Raw genomic sequence first — 18,619 nt, 5'->3', positions numbered from 1 at the left:
GAAGATCAATCCATCCGCAACACGATCTTGCCGAAGATCTGGCGCGACTCCATACGCTCCAGCGCACGGTCGATATCGTTGAGCTCCACCTCGGTATCGATCACCGGGTGAACGAGCCCGCGCCCCATCTTCTGCATGGCGTTCGCCATGTTCTCCATGCGGCAGCCGAAGGAGCCGAGCAGTTTCAGCTGCTGCTGAAACAGCATCATCAGGTTCATGTCGGTCGAGACGCCGGAAGTCGAGCCGCAGGTGACGAGGCGTCCGCCCCGCTTCATCGACAGCATGGAGCCCGCCCAGGTATCCTTGCCGACATGTTCGAAGACGACATCGACGCCCTTCTTCTTCGTCAGCTTCCGCACGACGCCTTCGAAACGATCGGTCCGGTAATTGATGACGTGGTCGGCACCGAGAGCCTTCGCCCTGTCGATCTTGTCGTCCGATCCGACCGTGGTGATGACCGTGCAGCCGATCTTCTTGGCGAGCTGGATCGCGGCCGTGCCGATACCGGATCCGCCCGCATGGACGAGGATCGTCTCGCCGGGTTCGAGCCTGGCGTTGTCGAACAGCATGTGCTCGACGGTACCGAAGGTGACCGGCGCCAGCGCCGCGCCGATTTCATCGACACCCGGGGGTGCAGGCACCAACAGGCGCGCCGGAAGGTTGACCTTCTCCTGCGCGAAGCCGTCCAGATGGAAGCCATGGACGCCTCCGACATGTTCGCAGAGATTGTCGCGCCCCTCGCGGCACGGGCGGCAGAGGCCGCAGGTACGCGCACCGTAGATCGAGACGAGCTGGCCGGGGAGCACATTGGCGACGCCCGGACCGATGCTCTCCACGACGCCGGAGGCTTCCGCGCCGATGACGAGCGGCATCTTGCGCTTGGCGAAAGCCATGCCGCGCCAGCCCCAGACGTCGATATGATTGAGCGCGACCGCCTTGACCCGCAGCGTCACCTCGCCAGGACCGGGCGCCTCCGGCTCCGGCAGATCGGTGATTTCAAGCTTGCGGTCATCGAGCAATTGCAGGGCGCGCATGGTTTTTCCTTTGCGGCAGGCAGGTATTCGGTCCTCGAGCGGCTCAAGCCGGCTCGGCGGTCATGACGAGGCTGGCGTTCTGGCCGCCGAAGCCGAAGGAGTTCGACAGCACTGCAGTCACCTGCTGGCTGCGCTTTACGTTCGGCACGACGTCGAGAACGATCGCGGGGTCGGGGTTCTGGTAGTTGATCGTCGGCGGCAGCGTGCCGCTGAGCATCGTCTGGAGCGAGAAGACTGCTTCGACCGCACCGGCTGCCGTCAGCGTGTGGCCGATCATCGACTTGTTGGATGAGACCGGGATCGACGGCAACCGCTCGCCGAAGACCGCGGACATCGACAAATACTCCATCTTGTCGTTTTCGGGCGTGGAGGTGCCGTGGGCATTGATGTAGCCGATCCCGGCTTCGTCGATGCCCGCATCCGCAAGTGCTGCGCGGATCGTCGCGATCGCCGGTCCGCCATCTGGGGAGGAACGCGTGCGGTGGAAGAGGTCGGCCTTTTCGCCGCAGCCCTTGAGAATACCGTAGATGCGGGCGCCGCGAGCGACCGCCGCTTCCAGCGATTCGAGCACGAGCGTCGCGGCGCCTTCCGCAATCACGAAACCGTCGCGATCCTTGGTGAAGGGCTTCGAAGCCTTTTCCGGCGGCTCGTTCTGTGTGGAGAGCGCCGAGAGCAGCGAGAAGCGGATGAGAGCCTCGGCACTGACCGAGCCGTCGGTCGCAACCGTGAGCGCCCTGTCGGTCCTGCCCTGGCGGATGGCTTCGACGCCGAGCTGTATGGCGGTCGCCCCGGATGCGCAGGCCGTCGAAAGCGTCACCGGAAGGCCACGCGTTCCGAATCGATCGGCAAGACGCTCCGAGATCGAGCCGAAAAGCACGGCCTCGTGGAAGGCCGGATCGGCCTTCTGCCGCATTGCCGCGAGAAAGCGGTTATAAGCGTCGCCCGGCTGGCTCGACGGCGGCGAGCGGTCGGCAAGCTCGAAACGGGCATTCCACTCAGGCTCGATCGGCGGGGCCGCCAGGAAGAGCGGACCGTTGAATTCGCCGGAAAGGCCGGCCTGCGCCAGGGCCTCCAGCGTCGTTTCGCGCGCCATCGCATAGGAACGCTCGACGGCATTCTCCGCAGGGATCTCGATGAAGTCGACCGTGCCGCTGATGCGGGTCGAAAGAGCATCGGTCGGGAACCGGGTGATCCTGTGGATGCCCGATACGCCCCCGGTGAGCGCCGCCCAATTATCGTCGAGCCCCTGCCCGAGCGAGGTGATGACGCCCATGCCGGTGACAGCAACGATCGGACGGCCGAGGTGGTCCTTATAAGCCTTGCTCATAGTTCGAGCTCCTTATTCCGCGGCAAGCACGGCGACGCCTTCGCCACGGGAGTGGCCGATGGTGGTAACGACCGCCGCCCTGGCCGGCGCCAGCATCGGGGCTTCGGCGGCGGGGTCGAAAGGCGGAACCTTGGCTGCGTGTCCGAGCGAGAGCGCGGCCAGGACCATGCCGACCGGAAACTGCGCCTCGATGCCGTGACCGACGAGCCCGCCATAGGCACGCACAGGCCGGCCGGCGAGTTCGGTTTCGAGAAACGCCTTCTCCCGTCCGGCAAGGTCATGGAAGCCCGAAGTGCCGGAAAAGACGACGGTCGACTGCGGATCGAGCTCCAGGGCCGGTTTCGACAAATATCTGAGGCGCGCTTCGAGCCGCCCGTCCTCGCGGCTGCCGCGGTCGCCGCCGATCGCATCGATCGTCGCATAGATGCGGGCGCCGCGCGACTCGGCATATTCGCGCGACTCCAGAACAAGGAAGGCGCCAACGGAGCCGAGGATCATACCGCCCCCGTCCTCGGGCCTGCGTGACCAGATCGGATGCCATTCGCCGAGCGCATGGCCCTGGATCGCCTCGATCATCAGGACGATGTCGAGACGCTCGGCCGAAAATGCACCCCCGACGAGCGTGTGGCTCGACTGACCGGCCTTGATGCGGGCAAAGGCCGTCTCGATCGCGGAAATGCCGGCCGCCTCTTCGCCCATGAAAGTGCGCGACGAACCCGTAACCTTGTGCACGATGGAGATGTTGCCGGCGAGAAGGTTGGAAAGCTGCGCCAGAAACAGCGTCGGGCGCAGTTCCGTCGTCAGCTTCTCGTTCAAGAGCCGTTCGCGGTCGTTGCGCTTCAGCGCCTCGTCGACGATGAGCGAGTCGACATTGATGTCGCGCTCGCCGCCGCCGGCCGCGACGATCATGTCCATGCTGCCGCAGGCTTCGAGGTTGTCCTTGAGACCAGCGTCGTCGAGCGCCAGGCCGGCAGCGAAAACGCCGAGGCGCTGCCAGTTCTCCATCTGCCGCTGATCGCCACGCTTCGGAATCTGCTGCGACCAGTCGATTTCCGGCAACGGATGGATCGGATAGGGTGCGAAGCGTTCCGTCTCTATGCGAGCCTCAGGCGGCTCGGCCGCGCCGAGCAGCGCCACGTGAGGCTCGGCGCCGACGCCCTGGCTCGTCACGATGCCTACCCCGGTGATCACCACATCGTTCGCGGATTTCCTCATCTTCACTTCTCCGAACCGGCCATCGCGGCCATGAGCCCCAGTTCTTCCGCACGCTTGCGCACAATGTCGCCCAGCGGCACCTGGTCGAACGGGATCGTCCTCAGCTTCAGCTGGGCATCGCATATCTTCTTGCCGCCAGACGCAATCCTGGCCTTCGTCACGGCAAAGCCGGATCCCTCGTGCTCGAGCAGCGCCTCTATCTCAAGCTCGGCATTCGGTTCGACGAAGCTGCGCATCTTGGCACCATCGACCGTCATCAGGAACGGCATTGCGGCGAATTTCGTGGCGGCCAGCACGAGAAAACCGGAAGCCTGCGCCATGGTTTCGATAAGCAGCACGCCCGGGACCAGCGGATAGCCGGGGAAATGCCCCTCGAATACCGGGCTCTTCTCCGGCACGACCGAGCGCGCCACGAGACGGCCTGCCGACAGATCGACGGTTTCGACCCGGTCGATCATCTGGAAATATTCAAGGAGCATTCAGGCTCATCCCATTCGTTTCGCGCTCAAGTAAAAATGCCGATGCCGCCTGTCAAGCGCGGGGCGCGACAGGCGGCATCGGGAAAGGGGCCGATCCGTGTCAGCGATGATCGCTAAAACTCCGATCGCAGATGAAAGCGTAATCCACGCGGAAAGCCGCTTGAGGCGTCCTCAACCCGCTTTGGCGGCCCGCAGCTCGTCGATCTTGGCACAGAGGTTCTTCAGCACGAAGTATTCCTCGGTCGAGACCTTGCCTTCGTTGACTTCCTGAGTCCACTGCTCCAGCGGGATCTTGATACCGAATTCCTTGTCGATCGCAAAAACGATGTCGAGAAAGTCGAGGCTGTCGATGCCGAGATCATCGATCGTGTGGCTTTCCGGCTTGATCGTCTCGCGATCGATCTCGCTCGTTTCCGCGATAATATCGGCAACCTTGTCGAATGTAGCTGTCACGCGCATACCTCTTAAAATTCGAGTCTTGGCGAACCCTATAGAAAAATGCACCGGAAAAGCCAATGCCCCACAGGCTTTTGCCACCGCGATTTGAAACAGATGTTGCTAAACCGCCAGGAGAGGGCCGTTTACCTAGAAGAAAACCAGAAGCGGCAAGGCGACGATCGCGAAAGCGAGCGCCATCACGGAGCAGGCCGCATAGAAGACGGTGACCGCAGCCTCGATATCCTCGATGGCTGCAACCGCACGGCCGGCATCGTTCATCATGGGCTCGTCGACCTTCACGCCACCATAGATTCTCGGGCCGGCAAGCTGAATGCCGACGGCACCTGCCATCGCAGCCTCGGGCCAGCCGGAATTGGGCGAGCGGTGAAGTCCGTGATCGCGCCGCGCCACCTCGATCGCGGTTTTCGCCGCTTCCGCACCGCGCCGGAAATAGGCGCCGGCCGCAATCAGGAGGGCCGAGAGCCGGGCCGCGGGCAGGTTCGCCAGGTCGTCGAGCCGCGCCGAAGCCAAGCCGAAATGAAGATATTTCGGGCTCTTGTGGCCGATCATCGAGTCGGCCGTGTTCAGCATCTTGTAGGCAAGAAGGCCGGGAAGTCCGGCAACCGCATACCAGAAAGCGGGAGCGACGACGCCGTCTGAAAAGTTTTCCGCAAGGCTTTCGATCGCCGCCCGGCAGACGGCCGGCTCGTCGAGTGTGTTCGGATCGCGCCCAACGATCATCGATACCGCCTTGCGGCCACCCGCAAGTCCATCGCGTCGCAGGCCGGCGGCAACCCGGGAAACGTGATCGGCAAGGCTCTTTTGGGCGAGGAAGACGGCCACCGTGACAACCTCGAGCAAAGAGCCGAGGGCGCCAAGCACATCGAAAAGCCGAGCGAGCACGACACCCAAAGCCGTGGCTCCGGCGAGCAGTACCAGAATGCCGACGACACCGCGGAATTTCAGCCAGGCCTTGGTGAATTCGCCGCGGTTAAGCGCCTCGTCCACGAATTCGACCGCCTTGCCGAAGAACACCACCGGATGGGTCAGACGCGACCAGAGCCAGTCCGGATCGCCGAGGATGCGGTCCAGCAGCAGCGCCATCACGAGGATCAGAAGTATTTCAGCCGACACTACGCACCCATCCGGTTCAAAGCCTCGGCGAGACGACGGTCGCCCTGCGCGTTCGGCGACAATCCGATACGCAGCCAGCGCGGATCGTAGTCGAACTTTCGCGTCAGGATATGCGCCTCGCAGAGCGCCGCGTGAAGATCGTAAGCCCGTTCGTGTTCTACGAGCGTGAAGAGGCCGGTGCCGCCGACCACCTCGAGCCCCGCACCGAGAAGCACCGCGTCGAGCGCGGCCTTGCGTTCCGCGATGCCGGCCTTGATCCCCGGCGTGTCGCCTTCCATCAGTTTCGCCGAAATGGCAAGTGCCGGACCCGAGACCGACCAGGGGCCGAGCCAGTCACGAAACGACTGCTCGATCGACCGGTGCGCGACCACAAAGCCGAGCCGAAGGCCCGCAAGACCGAAGAATTTCCCGAAAGAACGGAAAACGACGAGGTTGTCATTGGCCGCAACGTGTCCGGCGACGCTTGCGTCCGGCTCAAGATCGCCGAAGGCCTCGTCCACCACGAGCAGGCCGTCATGCACCCGCATCGCCTCCGCCATTGCAAGGATTTCCTCCGGCGGAAAGAGCCGTCCGGTCGGATTGTTCGGATTGACGACGACGGCCAGGCCGTGCGCCGTCCGGAGATCACCGGCGCATGTGACGGTGTCGACGGCAAGGCCGGCGCCTTTCAGTACGCGCGCATATTCGCCATAGGTCGGCGCAAATACGGCGGCGCGCTTTCCCTGGACCGCGATCCGCGGGAGCAATTGAATGACGGCTTGTGTTCCGGGCACCGGCAATGGCATGAGTTCGCCCGTCCGGTAGTAGCCCCTGGCCGCCGCACGGGCCGCCTCTTCCACATGCTGATCCGGCAATCGGTGCCAGACGCGCGCGTCGATTTCCGGCAGGGGGACGGGACACGGGTTGATACCCGTCGAGAGATCGAGCCAGTCGTCGGGCGTGCCGCCGAAGCGCGCTGCGGCTTCCGTGATCGCGCCGCCATGTATGATGGGAGCGGCCATGATCATTCCGAGAAATCGATGAGATGCATGAAGGAGCCGGCAACATTCCGGCGACGGAGGCCGGCGCGGCCGAGATCGAGCCCTGCCGCGTCCCGTGCCGTGAAGAGCGGCTCAGCCGCTCCCTCCGAAACGATCGTGGCATAGTGAAATTCGTGCGCGGTCATCGGTCCGCGGAAAAACACGTCGTCGACCGGTGTCACGCGCCGGTAGCCGAGATGCCGCTTGCGTTCGGCAAAGCTCGTGACGAGCGGCAAAAGCCCGAGCATCTCGTAACGCCCGCCATCCGCCGCGACAAGCCCGTCGCCCAGCACCATGTAGCCGCCGCACTCCCCGAAGATGCGCGCCCCGTCTCCAGCGGCCTTGTGCATGGCAGCGCGGAAATTCGAAGCATTGGAGAGCTGTTCCGCATGAAGCTCGGGATAACCGCCGGGGAGATAGACCGCATCGGCAAGCGGATCGGGCCCCTCGTCCGCAAGAGGCGAGAAGAACGTGATTTCGGTCCCCTGCCCGCGCCAGCCGGAAAGAAGATGCTCGTAGCAGAAGGCGAAGGCCAAGTCGCGTGCGACGGCTGTCCGCTGGCCGAGCGGCTTTAGCGTCCCGGCCGTCTCTCCCACCGTCAGCGGCGTCGCCGCAGCAAGCACCGCCTCGAGATCGCAACCCGATGCGACCCGCATTGCCGCGTGATCGATGAAGGCTTCCAGCGATCCATGCTCGCCTGCCTGTACGAGGCCCAGGTGACGTTCGGGCAGCTTCAATGCTGCGTCCTGCCGCAGCACGCCGAAGACCGGCATCGCAATACCGGCAAGCGCATCGCGCAGCATTCCCTCATGCCGGTCGCTGCCGACCTTGTTCAGAATGACGCCCGCGACACGGACATCGTCGCGGTGACGGGCATAGCCGCCAACCAGGGCGGCCACGGAATGGGAGAGGCGCGCGCAATCGACGACCAGGATCACTGCAAGTCCGAGTGCTGCGGCGAGGTCCGCCGGCGCGCCCGTGCCATCCGCCGCGCCGTCAAAGAGGCCCATCATCGCCTCCATGATCAGCACCGAGCCGTCTTCCGTCGCAGCCGCCGCATTGGCAAGGAGCAGTTCGGGGCGCATTGCCCACGGGTCATAATTGAAGCAGGGTTTGCCGCTGGCAGCCGCGTGGAAGGCCGGGTCGATATAGTCCGGCCCCGCCTTGCCAGGCGCGATCGAGAGCCCGCGACGTTTCAATGCCCGCATCAGGCCGAGCGTGACCGTGGTCTTGCCCGAGCCGGAGCTCGGGGCTGCAATCATCACTCCATTCATGCCGGATTCCGGAGAATGCGGCTCGAAAACGGATCGGGAGCGAGCGCCCGGCCATCGAGAGCGCCAAGCCAGTCGAGCGAGGCGCGCAGCCGGACGACCTCGCCGACGACGACGATTGCCGGCGGCTCGAGCCCCGAAGCGGTTACATCGGCTTCGGCGGACGAAAGCGTGGTTTCCAGCACCACCTGCTCCGGTGTCGCGGCATTGCAGACGAAAGCCACAGGCTCGTCTGGCGAGCGGCCGGCGGCGATCAGGTTGGCCGAGATCTGGCCGATATGCTTCATCGCCATGTACATGACGATCACCGGAGAGCCCTTGGCAATGCCTTCCCAATTGATCCTGTCCGGCACGACGCCGGAAGAATCATGGCCGGTGAGGAAAGTCACCGCGTGGTTCACCTCCCGATGCGTGACCGGAATACCGGCATAGGCAAGCCCGCCTATGCCCGCGGTGATCCCGGGAACGATGCGGAACGGGATGCGGTGCTCGACCAGGGTCAGCGCCTCCTCTCCGCCTCGGCCGAAGACAAAGGGATCGCCACCCTTGAGGCGCAGCACCCTCTTCCCTTCACGTGCCAGTTCGACCAGCCGCAGCGAGATATCGCGCTGTTTCGGCGAAGGCTTGCCGCCGCGCTTGCCCGCAAATTCGAGTGCTGCACTCGCTTTGGCGAGCTTGAGGCAATCACCGTTGACCAGCGCATCGTGAACGATCACATCCGCCTGGCGAAGCGCGTTGGCTGCGTGCAGGGTCAGAAGGCCGGGATCGCCCGGGCCCGCGCCGACGAGCCAGACCGAACCCGGCTCGAGATCAGGCAGGCCGGCAAACATGTCGGTCATCGGTCGATACTCCGGGCAAAGCAAGGCATTCCATCCGATCCGACGAAGGAAAAACTTGAAGTCGTTATGCAGGAAACAATGGCAGATAATTGAATCCGCTCATCAAAGAAACTGCAAAATTCGGCCGAGGCCATCACACGGCTCCCTTTGCATAATCAGCCGGCCCGGCGATTGCCGCCGTCGCCCGCACCGATCGGATCTTAGGTACAAGCAACACCGCGTCGCACCCGGCGGCCGCCAGAGCCGCGCCTTCAGCGACGCCGTGGCAACCCGTATGGGCAAAGACGACCTTCGATGGATTTTTTAGACGCGACGATTGCGCCTCCAGCGTGGCAGCGTCGAAGAAATGCGTGGGCACCGAAAAGTGCCGCGCCACCGCATGGATCGCGGGCTCATCGGTTCGCGCATCCAGAGAGGCGACGAGTGCGACATCCCTGCCGGAAGCGCCGGCATCCGCAAGCGCCTGTTCGGCAAGCGCGATCACCTCTTCGGGCGCTGTGTTGCGCTCGCAGCCAAGGCCGAGCACGAGTTCGGCGGTGATGTGTCCTTCGGCGGAAGGCATATGCGGTGCGGCTCCCATGCGGCGTCGGCGTTCCATACGAAGCGCCGGCCTGGCAAATGCCACGTACCGGTCCGGACAGCACCGGATCAAGCCCCCTGCATGGGTCGGCCGCACCGGACGCTCTTTCAGTCCGCCTGAACGGACGCCGTCGCATGATCGTCATTTTTATCGGAGCGTTTCAGGTCGGTCAAACCGGATTGCGCCATCCACGTGTCGCAAACCGTGCGGTCACGGAACGCCCTCAAGACAATTCTTTGCATTTCGGCGTCAGCTCTGACACAAGGCGGCTGAAGCAGTTCCGCCGCCCTATTTGCTCGAGACTCCAGTGCACGACCTAGCCCTCCACATACTGCTCTTTCTTTTCGCGGCCGCATTCCTTGCAGGGTTCATCGATTCGATCGCCGGCGGCGGCGGGATGATCACCATCCCGGCCATGCTGATTGCGGGGATTCCACCGCTCGAGACGCTGGGCACCAACAAGCTGCAGTCCCTTTTCGGCTCGGGGTCGGCGAGCATCGCCTATGCCCGGCACGGTCACGTGAACCTCAGGGAGCAGCTCCCGATGGCCCTGATGTCGGCGGCGGGCGCAGTTTTGGGCGCCTTGCTGGCGACGGTCGTTCCCGCGGACGTCCTGGAGGCCGTGCTGCCGTTCCTGTTGATCGGCATCGCCCTCTACTTCGGCTTCAAGCCGAATATCGGCGACATCGACAAGCATCGGCGGCTGTCGGTTTTCCTGTTCACCATCACCTTCGTGCCCCTGATCGGCCTCTATGACGGCGTTTTCGGTCCGGGCACAGGTTCCTTCTTCATGCTCGGTTTCGTCTCCCTCGCAGGCTACGGCATCCTCAAGGCGACGGCGCACACGAAATTCCTGAACTTCGGCTCCAATATCGGCGCATTTTTCGTCTTCCTGCTCAGCGGCGTCGTGCTGTGGAAGATCGGCCTGACGATGGGCGTCGGCCAGTTCCTCGGCGCGCAGGTCGGCTCGCGCTATGCGATGGCAAAGGGCGCGAAGATCATCAAGCCTTTGCTGGTCGTCGTTTCGATCGCGCTCGCCATCCGGCTGCTCGCCGATCCGGGATATCCGCTGCGTATCTGGCTGGGGCTGTAGGCCAGTCGAAAACCGACGAGCGTTCAGCCGCTCCAGACGAGATGTCCGCCGCCCAGATCCGATGGCGGCGGGAAGGACGGCACATAGTCCAGGGCGCGCACGGGACTGGGCAGGTCTTCCGCTTTAGGCACGAAATCCCGGCGTGCTCGACCCGGATCTGCCACGGGAACGGCAGCCATCAGTTTCTTCGTATAGGGATGCTGCGGATTCTCGAAGATCTGCCGCCGCGTGCCCGTTTCGACGAAACGGCCCATATACATGACCGCTACCCGATGGCTGATTTGCTCGACGACTGCCATGTCGTGAGAAATAAACAGGTAGGAGACGCCGGTCTCGTCCTGGATGTCCTGCAGGAGATCGAGCACCTGAGCCTGGATTGATACATCGAGTGCCGCGACGGACTCATCTGCGACGATGAGCTTCGGTGAGAGAGACAGGGCGCGCGCTATGCAGATGCGCTGCCGCTGACCGCCCGAAAACTCATGCGGGTAGCGCTTCATCTGCTCGGGCGACAATCCGACCCGCTTGAAAAGATACTCCACCCGGTCACGCAGCTCGCTTCCGCTTGCAAGGCCGTGGATCACCAGTGGCTCGGCCACCAGATCGCAGACGCGCATTCGCGGATCCAGCGATGCGTATGGGTCCTGGAAGATCATCTGGACGTCGCGCAGGATGGGTCGCATGGAGCTCCCCCGCAAGCCATGCGTGGAGCGTCCGTCGACGCGGATGTCTCCCGTCCACGGGACAAGGTTCAAGAGCGCCTTGCCGGTCGTCGACTTGCCGCAACCGGATTCTCCGACGAGAGACAGCGTCTCACCCCTACGCACGGAGAAAGAAATGCCCTCCACCGCGTGAAGTCGCCTGACCGGGCGCTGAAGGAAGCCGCCCTTGATGTCGAAACGCACCGTGAGGTTTTCGACGTCGAGCATCGGCTGTTCGTCGCCTGGCTGAGATCCTGCCGCGACCGATTTCGCCGCTGCGCGTTTCGGTGCCTCCGTCCCCGCCATTTCGCCGAGGCGCGGCACAGCGGAAAGGAGTTCCTTCGTGTACGCATCCTGCGGATGCGCGAAAAGATCCCTGCTGGTTGCGTGCTCGACGGTGCGGCCATGCTTCATCACCAGCACCTCGTCGGCCATCTCCGCGACCACGCCCATGTCATGGGTGATCATGATCACCGAAATCCCATGATCGGCCTGCAGCTTGCGAATAAGGGCCAGTATCTGCGCCTGAACCGTTACGTCGAGCGCCGTCGTGGGCTCGTCGGCGATCAGGATTCGCGGGTTCTGCGCGAGCGCCATCGCGATGACGATGCGCTGACGCAAGCCGCCGGAAAGCTCGTGCGGATATTGGCCGAGCCGCCGCTCCGGCTCCGGGATCTGAACCTGGTCCAGGAGTTCTACGGCCCGCACCCGCGCGGCGCGCCGCCCACTGGCGTTTCCATGCGCGGTGATCGCACCGATCAGCTGATTGCCGACCGTCATCACCGGGTTGAGCGAGGTCATCGGCTCCTGGAAGATCATCCCGATCTTGCGCCCGCGAATCTGCCGCATGCGCGCTTCGGGAAGCGCCAATATGTCCTCGCCATCGAGAGTGGCCGAGCCGCCCGCAATACGTGCCATCGGCTTCGGCAGCAGCTGCATCAGCGAAAGCGCGGTCATCGACTTTCCCGATCCGCTCTCGCCTGCAAGACAAAGCGTCCTGCCGGGAAGAAGATCGAAGGACAGACGCTCCACCACGACCTTCGGCCCGGTCGGCGTGGCCACCTGGACGGTCAGTTCCTTCACGGAAAGCAGAGAGGAAGTCATCGGGCAGAGGCCTCGGCAATGTCATCAGAAGGACGCCCTGCCCCGCCGAGGCGGAACAGGGCCGTTCGTCACGCAAAGACGATGCGCGGGAAATAGAAGGACACGACCCAGTTCGGCTGGTCGACGATTTCGCTGATGCGAAGGTCGCCGCAGACCGAGCACAGCATGTAGGCGTCTTCCGGCTTCATGCCGCGCGTCGCACAGAGAAGGTCGATCATGCCGGACACGGCCGCACGCGCACCTTCCATCAGATCGCTTCCAATGCCGGTCGTGACCTCATAACCCTCGGCGTCGAGATGCCGTGTGACGGGGCCCGGCGTGGTAAAGCGCGGCATCTTGAGATTGGCGTCCTTCACCAGCTCCAGCTTCACGACCACATCCATCGCGCTTTCGATGGCCGTGCCGCAGACTTCGCCATCCCCCTGCGCCGCATGCGTGTCGCCGATGGAGAACAAGGCGCCCTCCACCTCGACGGGCAGGTAAAGGGTCGTTCCCGCCGCCAGATCGCGAATGTCGAGATTGCCTCCTACCCGCCGCGGCGGAACTACGGAATGCAGCCCCGGCTCTGCCGGCGCGAGCCCGATCGTGCCGGCGAAGGGCTTCAGGGGAACCCGGCCGAGCTCGCCGAAGGCTGCGGGAGCGAGCGTAGCCGGATCATATTTCCAGAGTGTCAGCGCCGGCTCGGCGAACTGATCGGCGAGGAGCCCGAAGCCCGGGATATTGGCCGTCCAGCCAAAGCCGCTCGGCTTGAAGTGCTCGATGGTCACCTTCAGGGCGTCCCCCGGCCTGGCCCCATCGACATAGATGGGACCGGTGACCGGATTGACCTTCGTAAAATCGACCGTCGAGACATCGGCAACCGTGCTGTCGGCGGTGAAATGACCGGAGCCGGAGTCCAGGCAATTGAACTCGAGCCGCGATCCGGGCGCCACGGTTTCCGCCGGCGGGATCGAATGATCCCAGCCGTAATGGTGATGGCGTCCGTGGATGGTGTAGTCGCAGTTACTGCACATCTTTTGCATATACCTGATCGTAATGGACGGGGATGTGGACCGGATCGACGAACAGCTTGTCGTCGCCGCCGATACGCTCGGAGCGGATGGTGAAGCGCTCCTCGTTGAAGATCGGCGCCCAGGGCGCGTCCTCCATGATCTTCAGATAGATGTCGCGCCACAGGGCCTCGCGTTCCGCGGCCTTTGCCGGGTCGACGATGGCGTCGGCTTCGGCCGCCTTCTTGTCGAGCTCTTCATTGCAGTACCAGGACCAGTTCCAGCCTCCCGGCACGGCACCGCCGCAACCCAGAATAGGACCGTAGAAGTTCGAGGGATCGGGGAAATCGGCAATCCACGCCATGCCGCCCGACCAGATCATCGGCGCCTGGTTTTCCTCGCCGCCGGCCGCAATGACATTGGCCTGCGCGAGCGACTTGATGGATGCCGTGATGCCGATCGCCTTCAGGTCCTGCTGAATCGCCTGGGCGATGCGCGGCTGCGGGTCGGTATTCATGACATAGAGTTCGGTCGAGAACCCGTCCGCGAGGCCAGCTTGCTCGAGCAGCTTCTTGGCACCGTCGGGGTCGTAGGCATAACCTGCATAGTCCTTTGCATAGCCGGGCATCGAGGGCGGCAGCGGCTGGTTGGCGGCAACCGCGCGACCGTTGATGATACGCAGGATACGATCCTTGTTAATGGCCATGTTCACAGCCTTGCGCACCTCGACCTTGTCGAAGGGAGCCATCTTGACGTTCATCGTCACATAGCCGGTGTGCAGCTGGCCACCCTGGATGATCAGGTCCTTGAAGTTCGGATCATTCGTCACTTCGACGAACTTCGCCGGCGGAATGCCGTCCCCGGGTACGTCGATTTCCCCATTCTGCAGCCGAAGCAGCGCGACGACCGGCTCCTGGCCAACCTCGAAGGTGATGCGGTCCAGCTTCGGAAGCCCTTCGTTCCAGTAGTCGGCGAAGCGCTCGAAAACGAGGCGCTGCCCAAGCGTCCACTCGGCAAGCTTGAACGCGCCGGAGCCGACGGGATTCTTCCCGAAGTCGAAGCCGTGTTTCTCGACCTCTTCCTTCGGCACGACATGGGCAAAGTTGAGGGCCATGACATGGAGGAATGTGGCGTCTGGCCGGGTCAGTTCGAACCTGATCGTGTGCGGATCCTGCACCGTGATGCCGGACAGCCCCTCCGCCTTGCCGGCAGAGGCATCTTCAAAGCCTTTGATCGTCGAAAAGAATCCGGCACCCGGGCTCTGGGTCGTCGGGTTCACCACGCGCTCGATCGAATATTTCACGTCTTCGGCCGTCAGCTCGCGGCTATTGTGAAACTTGACGCCCTGGCGCAGCTTGAACGTGAAGACTTTGCCGTCTTCAGAGATTTCGTAGGATTCGGCAAGGTCGGGACGCAGCTCGGTCGTGCCCGGGACATAATCCATCAGGCCATCGAACAGCGACTTGATCATCGACCAATTCTGCCAGTCGTAGCCGATCGCCGGATCGAGTGTCGAAACATCGTCCTTGTAGGTGACGGTCATTTCGCCACCCTGCTTGATGTCGTCGGCAAGCGCAGGAGTTCCCAAGAGGGCAGCGGCGCAGACGCCGGCCAGTAGCAAGTTCCTCATCTGAAGTTCCTTTCTTCGTGCTGCTGTTGGTTCTTCCCGCGTCAACGCAGCTTGATGCGCGGGTCGATAAGCGGTGTGATGAGATCGGCGAGCAGGTTGCCGAGCACGATGGCAAACGCAGAGACGAGCGTGACGCCCATGATGATCGGGATGTCCACCCGCTGGATCGCCTGCCAGGCAAGCTGGCCGATGCCGGGCCAGCCAAAGACGCTTTCCACCACGACTATTCCGGACATGAACAGACCGATGTCGATGCCGATCATCGCGATAACGGGCAGTATCGCGTTGGGCATTGCGTGCCGGAACAGGACCTTGGCGCGGCCCGCACCGGTTGCGCGCGCCGTGCGGATGAAATCCTGGCGCATCACTTCGATCAGCGAGGAACGCATCATGCGCGAATACCAGCCGGCGCCCAGGAAGCCGAGCGTAACGGAGGGCAGGACCAGATGGGCGAAAGTGCCATAGCCGCCAATCGGGAACCAGCCGAGCTTCACGGCGAAGACATAAAGCAGCAGGATGCCGATCACGAATTGCGGCGCCGACACCCCGACGAAAGACGCGATCATCAGCGTGTCGTCGGTGCGTGAGCCGCGCCGAAGCGCCGCGACGATCCCCATGGTGAGCCCGAAGATCAGTTCACAAGTGATGGCTCCGGCCATCAGCACGAGACTTGCGGGAAGCCGCGACGCGATCAGCGTCGCGACTTCGGTCTTCTGCAGGTAGGAGCGGCCGAAGTCGCCCTGCACCAGGCCGGAAACATAGCGCAGATACTGCTCGTAGAAAGGCAGGTTGAGCCCGAGCTGTTCGCGGATGTTCTCCACGGTCTGAGCCGTTGCGCTGCGGCCGGCGATCTGTCTGGCCGGATCGGCCGGTATCAGATAGAGGAGAACGAAGGTGACGAAGCTGATACCAAGCAGGATGACGACCGTCTGAAGCAGTCGCCGCGCGATATAGGCTGCCATCAATGCCTCCCCTGCTGCGTCGGATCGAGAACATCCCGCAGCGCATCGCCGACCAGGTTGAAGGCGAGCGCGAGCGCCAGGATCGCCGCACCCGGTATGAACACCAGCCACGGTGCCGAAGTGAAATAGGTCTGGTTTTCGAAGATGATATTGCCCCAGGAGGGGATGGGCGGCTGCACGCCGATACCGAGGAATGAAAGCGTCGCCTCCAGAAGCACCGTCGTCGCAATCCCGAGCGTCGCCCAGACGATGATCGTGGACAGGAGATGCGGAAGAATGTGACGGAAGAGAATGCGGCCGGCGCCGGCCCCCATGGCCCGCTCGGCAGTCACGAAATCGCGCTCGGCTATCGAGCGGGTTTCGGTATAGACGACGCGGGCGATCTGCACCCAATTCACCATCGCGATGACCATCGCCACGATCCAGAGGCTGGGTGTGAAGATCGCGGCCAGAACGATGGCAAGGAGGAGCGCCGGAAAGGCCATCATCAGGTCGGTGAAGCGCATCAGCACGGTGTCCACCCAGCCGCGGAAATAGCCGGCTGCAATGCCGACGAGCGAGCCGATGACGACGGCAATGCCATTGGCGACCACGCCGATGACGAGCGAGGTGCGCGCGCCATAGATCAGCCGGCTCAGGAGGTCGCGTCCGACAAGGTCGGTACCGAGCCAGAATTGACTGTTGGGCGGCAGCGGCGCGCCTTCGATGGTCAGACCCTCGAAGAACTGCTCGTGCGGGTCATAGGGCACGATCCAAGGCGCAAGCGCTGCTGCGCCAACCACCACGATGATGACCGCAAGACCGATGAGCGCAAGCGGCCTGCGAAGGAGGCGCGTCCACACGCCCGGTGTCCTATTCTCTTTGCTGCGCGCCGTTTCAGCGACCATGGTCGGCATTCTTCAATCCGTGGTTCTCGAATTCCTGGACGATCGCCGCGGCAACGTCCTCGATGCTGCAGCTGCGCGACATCGCGGTCAGGCGCAGGTGCTGGTAGGCTTCGCTGGCCCCGCAGTTCTTCCGGAGCATCAGCAGCGCCGTTGCCTCCGCAAGTTCCTGGCGTCGCGTGAGGCGATGCTTCAATGCGGCGACGTCACGATCGAGCGCATGGCGGCGGACAAAACTGTGGCTTGCGACCATCAGAGCACTGTACAGCCCGGCGCTGCCGATGGGCTTCAGAAGCTGCGCGTCGGCCCCTTGCGCGATAGTCCAGGCGATGCGGCCGGGTGCCTCGGAGCCGATCAGTGCGATCATCGGCATGGGTGCTTCCCCCTGACGCCAGGGAAATTGCTCGTCGTGGCCCATATCTGCGTCGATAAGGAGGACGTTGAACTCCTCTGCAGATCGGTCACCGGGAAAATCCGGCCAGGCCTGTTCCGCCGCAATGCCTATGCGGGCGCATTGGGCAAAGAGAGCGTCGACGTTCTGATGCGGCCGGTGCAGGATGAGCGCCTGCCAGCCATCGAAATTCGGGGTGTTATGAACAGATCTCATTTCACCACCTTCAGCTCAGGCCGGGCCTCGTTCCCTCCCATCGCGCGGACAAGCGGCGTGGATGTCAGGAACGGATCCGGCGTGATGGCTTCATACGAGCGCTTGACGATCTCGAAACTGCCATCTGCGCCCGCGCGGCCGATATGGGCCGGCAATTCCACATGGTTCGTCCATCGATCGACGCTGATGGCCCCGAGCGGTGTGTCGACCGCCTGCCCGCACAGGGCGGCGCGTACAACATCCGCATCGTCGCTGCCGCTGCGCGCGATCGCCTCGGCGATCATCACCACGGCACTGAATGCCTGCACATAGAAGGCATCGACTACGGCGCCCGGATCCAGCGCCGCAAGTGTCTTCAGGAAGGCGTCGTTTTCCAGCGACTGGATCGTGCGGAAATAGCAGCTGACCGTGAAATGCCCCGCCGCGGCGTGTCCGAGCCCGGCGATCTCGCCCTCGTAGAGGTTGCAGCTGATGACCGGGCATTTATCCGGATGGAAGCGCTCATCCGCTTCAGCGAGAGCGTGAAGCGCGCGCAGGAAAGCGTATGATGACGGGCCGATCAGGTTGTTCAGGATGAAATCCGGTTTCTTCTCGCGCACCTCGTCGATCAGGTGGACGATATCCGTGTCGCCCATCGACACGAAACGCTCGCCCAGGACCTCGCCGCCCGAGCGATGGAGAATGTCGCGTGCGATTCGGTTGGTCTCCCAGCCCCAGATATAGTTGGAGCCGACAAGCATCGCTCTGCTGCCGAACCGCGGCGCGATATAGTCGAGAAGCGGCACCAGGTGCTGGTTGGCACAGGCGGCAACGTAGATAAGGTTTTCGGAAACCTCGAAACCTTCATAGACGCAAGGATACCAGAGCAGCGCGTCGAGCTTCTCGACCACGGGAATCACTTCCTTGCGGCTCCAGGAGGTGGTGCAGCCCACCACATGGCGGACACCGTGCTCGCGGATCAGTTGCCTGCAAAGCGGTGCATAGCGATCCGCCTCGCCTGCCGGATCGAGATGATGGGCCTCGAGCCTGAACGGAAAACGCCCGGACGCATTGACATGCTCGATCGCTGCCATAGCGCCGCCAAAGCCTTGGCCCGCCGGCTGCGCGTAGCTCCCGCTCCGAGAGAACAATACTCCTACCGGGTAGGTAACGTTGCCTGTCATTCGCCCCTCAAATGCAAAAAGGCCCCGCAGAGAAACAAAGTTTCCCTTCGAGGCCCAGATGCCGACAGATAATTTCAGCCAAGCCTAACGTTAGGATACGACTTGTCAATACGAAAGGACATGGCGGCGACGATTTCCTGTCCGGATCTT

At 63.2% G+C, this 18,619-nt stretch carries 18 protein-coding genes; 1 reads left to right on the top strand and 17 read right to left on the bottom strand.

Annotation, left to right across the window (positions count from 1 at the left end):
• Positions 1-5 precede the first annotated feature (5 nt).
• The 10 genes from CN933_RS03720 to CN933_RS03675 form a co-directional block, all read right to left on the bottom strand.
• Positions 6-1,034 carry a zinc-binding dehydrogenase gene (locus CN933_RS03720; RefSeq protein WP_102761298.1) on the bottom strand — a complete coding sequence of 343 codons (1,029 nt, stop codon included), beginning with the start codon at positions 1,032-1,034 and terminating at the stop codon, positions 6-8.
• A gap of 43 nt (positions 1,035-1,077) precedes the next feature.
• Positions 1,078-2,361, bottom strand: coding sequence for a beta-ketoacyl-ACP synthase (locus CN933_RS03715; protein WP_018095236.1), 1,284 nt, complete (start codon positions 2,359-2,361; stop codon positions 1,078-1,080).
• A gap of 12 nt (positions 2,362-2,373) precedes the next feature.
• Complete coding sequence (locus CN933_RS03710; protein ID WP_018095237.1) at positions 2,374-3,576, bottom strand: beta-ketoacyl-ACP synthase; 1,203 nt, start codon at positions 3,574-3,576, stop codon at positions 2,374-2,376.
• A 2-nt stretch (positions 3,577-3,578) separates the two neighbouring features.
• On the bottom strand, positions 3,579-4,055 hold the full coding sequence (locus tag CN933_RS03705) for a 3-hydroxyacyl-ACP dehydratase FabZ family protein (protein ID WP_003530766.1): 477 nt from the start codon (positions 4,053-4,055) through the stop codon (positions 3,579-3,581).
• Between the two features lie 171 nt (positions 4,056-4,226).
• Positions 4,227-4,514 carry an acyl carrier protein gene (locus tag CN933_RS03700; RefSeq protein WP_010969581.1) on the bottom strand — a complete coding sequence of 96 codons (288 nt, stop codon included), beginning with the start codon at positions 4,512-4,514 and terminating at the stop codon, positions 4,227-4,229.
• Between the two features lie 126 nt (positions 4,515-4,640).
• Entirely contained in the window at positions 4,641-5,627 is a 987-nt protein-coding gene (gene cbiB / locus CN933_RS03695; protein ID WP_018095238.1) for an adenosylcobinamide-phosphate synthase CbiB, read from the bottom strand.
• Positions 5,627-6,628, bottom strand: a complete 1,002-nt coding sequence (gene cobD, locus CN933_RS03690) for a threonine-phosphate decarboxylase CobD (RefSeq protein ID WP_018095239.1) — start codon at positions 6,626-6,628, stop codon at positions 5,627-5,629. The genes cbiB and cobD overlap by 1 nt, the downstream gene beginning before the upstream one ends.
• 2 nt (positions 6,629-6,630) lie before the next feature.
• The gene (locus CN933_RS03685) at positions 6,631-7,920 is read right to left on the bottom strand and encodes a cobyrinic acid a,c-diamide synthase CobB (RefSeq protein ID WP_018095240.1); all 1,290 of its coding nucleotides are present in this window, start codon (positions 7,918-7,920) and stop codon (positions 6,631-6,633) included.
• Complete coding sequence (cobA, locus tag CN933_RS03680; RefSeq protein ID WP_018095241.1) at positions 7,917-8,756, bottom strand: uroporphyrinogen-III C-methyltransferase; 840 nt, start codon at positions 8,754-8,756, stop codon at positions 7,917-7,919. The genes CN933_RS03685 and cobA overlap by 4 nt, the downstream gene beginning before the upstream one ends.
• A 133-nt stretch (positions 8,757-8,889) precedes the next feature.
• Positions 8,890-9,318, bottom strand: coding sequence for a cobalamin biosynthesis protein (locus CN933_RS03675; protein WP_026168627.1), 429 nt, complete (start codon positions 9,316-9,318; stop codon positions 8,890-8,892).
• A gap of 325 nt (positions 9,319-9,643) precedes the next feature.
• Between CN933_RS03675 and CN933_RS03670 the strand changes: the two genes are divergently transcribed.
• Positions 9,644-10,429: a TSUP family transporter gene (locus CN933_RS03670; protein ID WP_026168628.1), complete on the top strand. Its 786-nt coding sequence runs from the start codon at positions 9,644-9,646 to the stop codon at positions 10,427-10,429.
• Positions 10,430-10,452: 23 nt separating this feature from the next.
• On the opposite strand, the gene CN933_RS03665 is transcribed toward CN933_RS03670, so the two are convergent.
• The 7 genes from CN933_RS03665 to CN933_RS03635 form a co-directional block, all read right to left on the bottom strand.
• Complete coding sequence (locus CN933_RS03665; protein ID WP_018095243.1) at positions 10,453-12,234, bottom strand: ABC transporter ATP-binding protein; 1,782 nt, start codon at positions 12,232-12,234, stop codon at positions 10,453-10,455.
• 68 nt (positions 12,235-12,302) lie between these two features.
• Positions 12,303-13,247 (bottom strand): acetamidase/formamidase family protein, encoded by a 945-nt coding sequence (locus CN933_RS03660; RefSeq protein ID WP_018095244.1) that lies wholly within the window; start codon positions 13,245-13,247, stop codon positions 12,303-12,305.
• A complete protein-coding gene (locus CN933_RS03655) occupies positions 13,237-14,853 on the bottom strand; it encodes an ABC transporter substrate-binding protein (RefSeq protein WP_018095245.1) in 1,617 nt (538 codons plus the stop codon). The genes CN933_RS03660 and CN933_RS03655 overlap by 11 nt, the downstream gene beginning before the upstream one ends.
• Before the next feature lie 41 nt (positions 14,854-14,894).
• Positions 14,895-15,815 carry an ABC transporter permease gene (locus CN933_RS03650; RefSeq protein ID WP_018095246.1) on the bottom strand — a complete coding sequence of 307 codons (921 nt, stop codon included), beginning with the start codon at positions 15,813-15,815 and terminating at the stop codon, positions 14,895-14,897.
• Complete coding sequence (locus tag CN933_RS03645) at positions 15,815-16,711, bottom strand: ABC transporter permease (protein WP_102761297.1); 897 nt, start codon at positions 16,709-16,711, stop codon at positions 15,815-15,817. The genes CN933_RS03650 and CN933_RS03645 overlap by 1 nt, the downstream gene beginning before the upstream one ends.
• Positions 16,692-17,306 carry an ANTAR domain-containing response regulator gene (locus tag CN933_RS03640; protein WP_018095248.1) on the bottom strand — a complete coding sequence of 205 codons (615 nt, stop codon included), beginning with the start codon at positions 17,304-17,306 and terminating at the stop codon, positions 16,692-16,694. Before CN933_RS03640 ends, CN933_RS03645 begins: the two co-directional genes overlap by 20 nt.
• Complete coding sequence (locus tag CN933_RS03635; RefSeq protein WP_018095249.1) at positions 17,303-18,469, bottom strand: transporter substrate-binding domain-containing protein; 1,167 nt, start codon at positions 18,467-18,469, stop codon at positions 17,303-17,305. Before CN933_RS03635 ends, CN933_RS03640 begins: the two co-directional genes overlap by 4 nt.
• Positions 18,470-18,619 lie beyond the last annotated feature (150 nt).

Source organism: Sinorhizobium sp. M4_45 (genome assembly GCF_002885915.1).
GTDB classification, from domain to species: Bacteria; Pseudomonadota; Alphaproteobacteria; order Rhizobiales; family Rhizobiaceae; genus Sinorhizobium; species Sinorhizobium meliloti_A.
Note: the sequence above shows the minus strand (reverse complement) of the source record. Positions and strands in the feature narration are given on the sequence as shown.

Excerpts from the sequence above, each read along its gene's own strand:
- CN933_RS03705 (WP_003530766.1), bottom strand. The coding sequence starts at position 4,055 with ATGCTCCTTGAATATTTCCAGATGATCGACCGGGTCGAAACCGTCGAT.
- cobA (WP_018095241.1), bottom strand. The coding sequence starts at position 8,756 with ATGACCGACATGTTTGCCGGCCTGCCTGATCTCGAGCCGGGTTCGGTC.
- CN933_RS03710 (WP_018095237.1), bottom strand. The coding sequence starts at position 3,576 with ATGAGGAAATCCGCGAACGATGTGGTGATCACCGGGGTAGGCATCGTG.
- CN933_RS03640 (WP_018095248.1), bottom strand. The coding sequence starts at position 17,306 with ATGAGATCTGTTCATAACACCCCGAATTTCGATGGCTGGCAGGCGCTC.
- CN933_RS03655 (WP_018095245.1), bottom strand. The coding sequence starts at position 14,853 with ATGAGGAACTTGCTACTGGCCGGCGTCTGCGCCGCTGCCCTCTTGGGA.
- CN933_RS03715 (WP_018095236.1), bottom strand. The coding sequence starts at position 2,361 with ATGAGCAAGGCTTATAAGGACCACCTCGGCCGTCCGATCGTTGCTGTC.
- cobD (WP_018095239.1), bottom strand. The coding sequence starts at position 6,628 with ATGGCCGCTCCCATCATACATGGCGGCGCGATCACGGAAGCCGCAGCG.
- CN933_RS03700 (WP_010969581.1), bottom strand. The coding sequence starts at position 4,514 with ATGCGCGTGACAGCTACATTCGACAAGGTTGCCGATATTATCGCGGAA.
- CN933_RS03660 (WP_018095244.1), bottom strand. The coding sequence starts at position 13,247 with ATGTGCAGTAACTGCGACTACACCATCCACGGACGCCATCACCATTAC.
- CN933_RS03650 (WP_018095246.1), bottom strand. The coding sequence starts at position 15,815 with ATGGCAGCCTATATCGCGCGGCGACTGCTTCAGACGGTCGTCATCCTG.
- CN933_RS03645 (WP_102761297.1), bottom strand. The coding sequence starts at position 16,711 with ATGCCGACCATGGTCGCTGAAACGGCGCGCAGCAAAGAGAATAGGACA.
- CN933_RS03675 (WP_026168627.1), bottom strand. The coding sequence starts at position 9,318 with ATGCCTTCCGCCGAAGGACACATCACCGCCGAACTCGTGCTCGGCCTT.
- CN933_RS03635 (WP_018095249.1), bottom strand. The coding sequence starts at position 18,469 with ATGACAGGCAACGTTACCTACCCGGTAGGAGTATTGTTCTCTCGGAGC.
- CN933_RS03720 (WP_102761298.1), bottom strand. The coding sequence starts at position 1,034 with ATGCGCGCCCTGCAATTGCTCGATGACCGCAAGCTTGAAATCACCGAT.
- CN933_RS03685 (WP_018095240.1), bottom strand. The coding sequence starts at position 7,920 with ATGAATGGAGTGATGATTGCAGCCCCGAGCTCCGGCTCGGGCAAGACC.
- CN933_RS03665 (WP_018095243.1), bottom strand. The coding sequence starts at position 12,234 with ATGACTTCCTCTCTGCTTTCCGTGAAGGAACTGACCGTCCAGGTGGCC.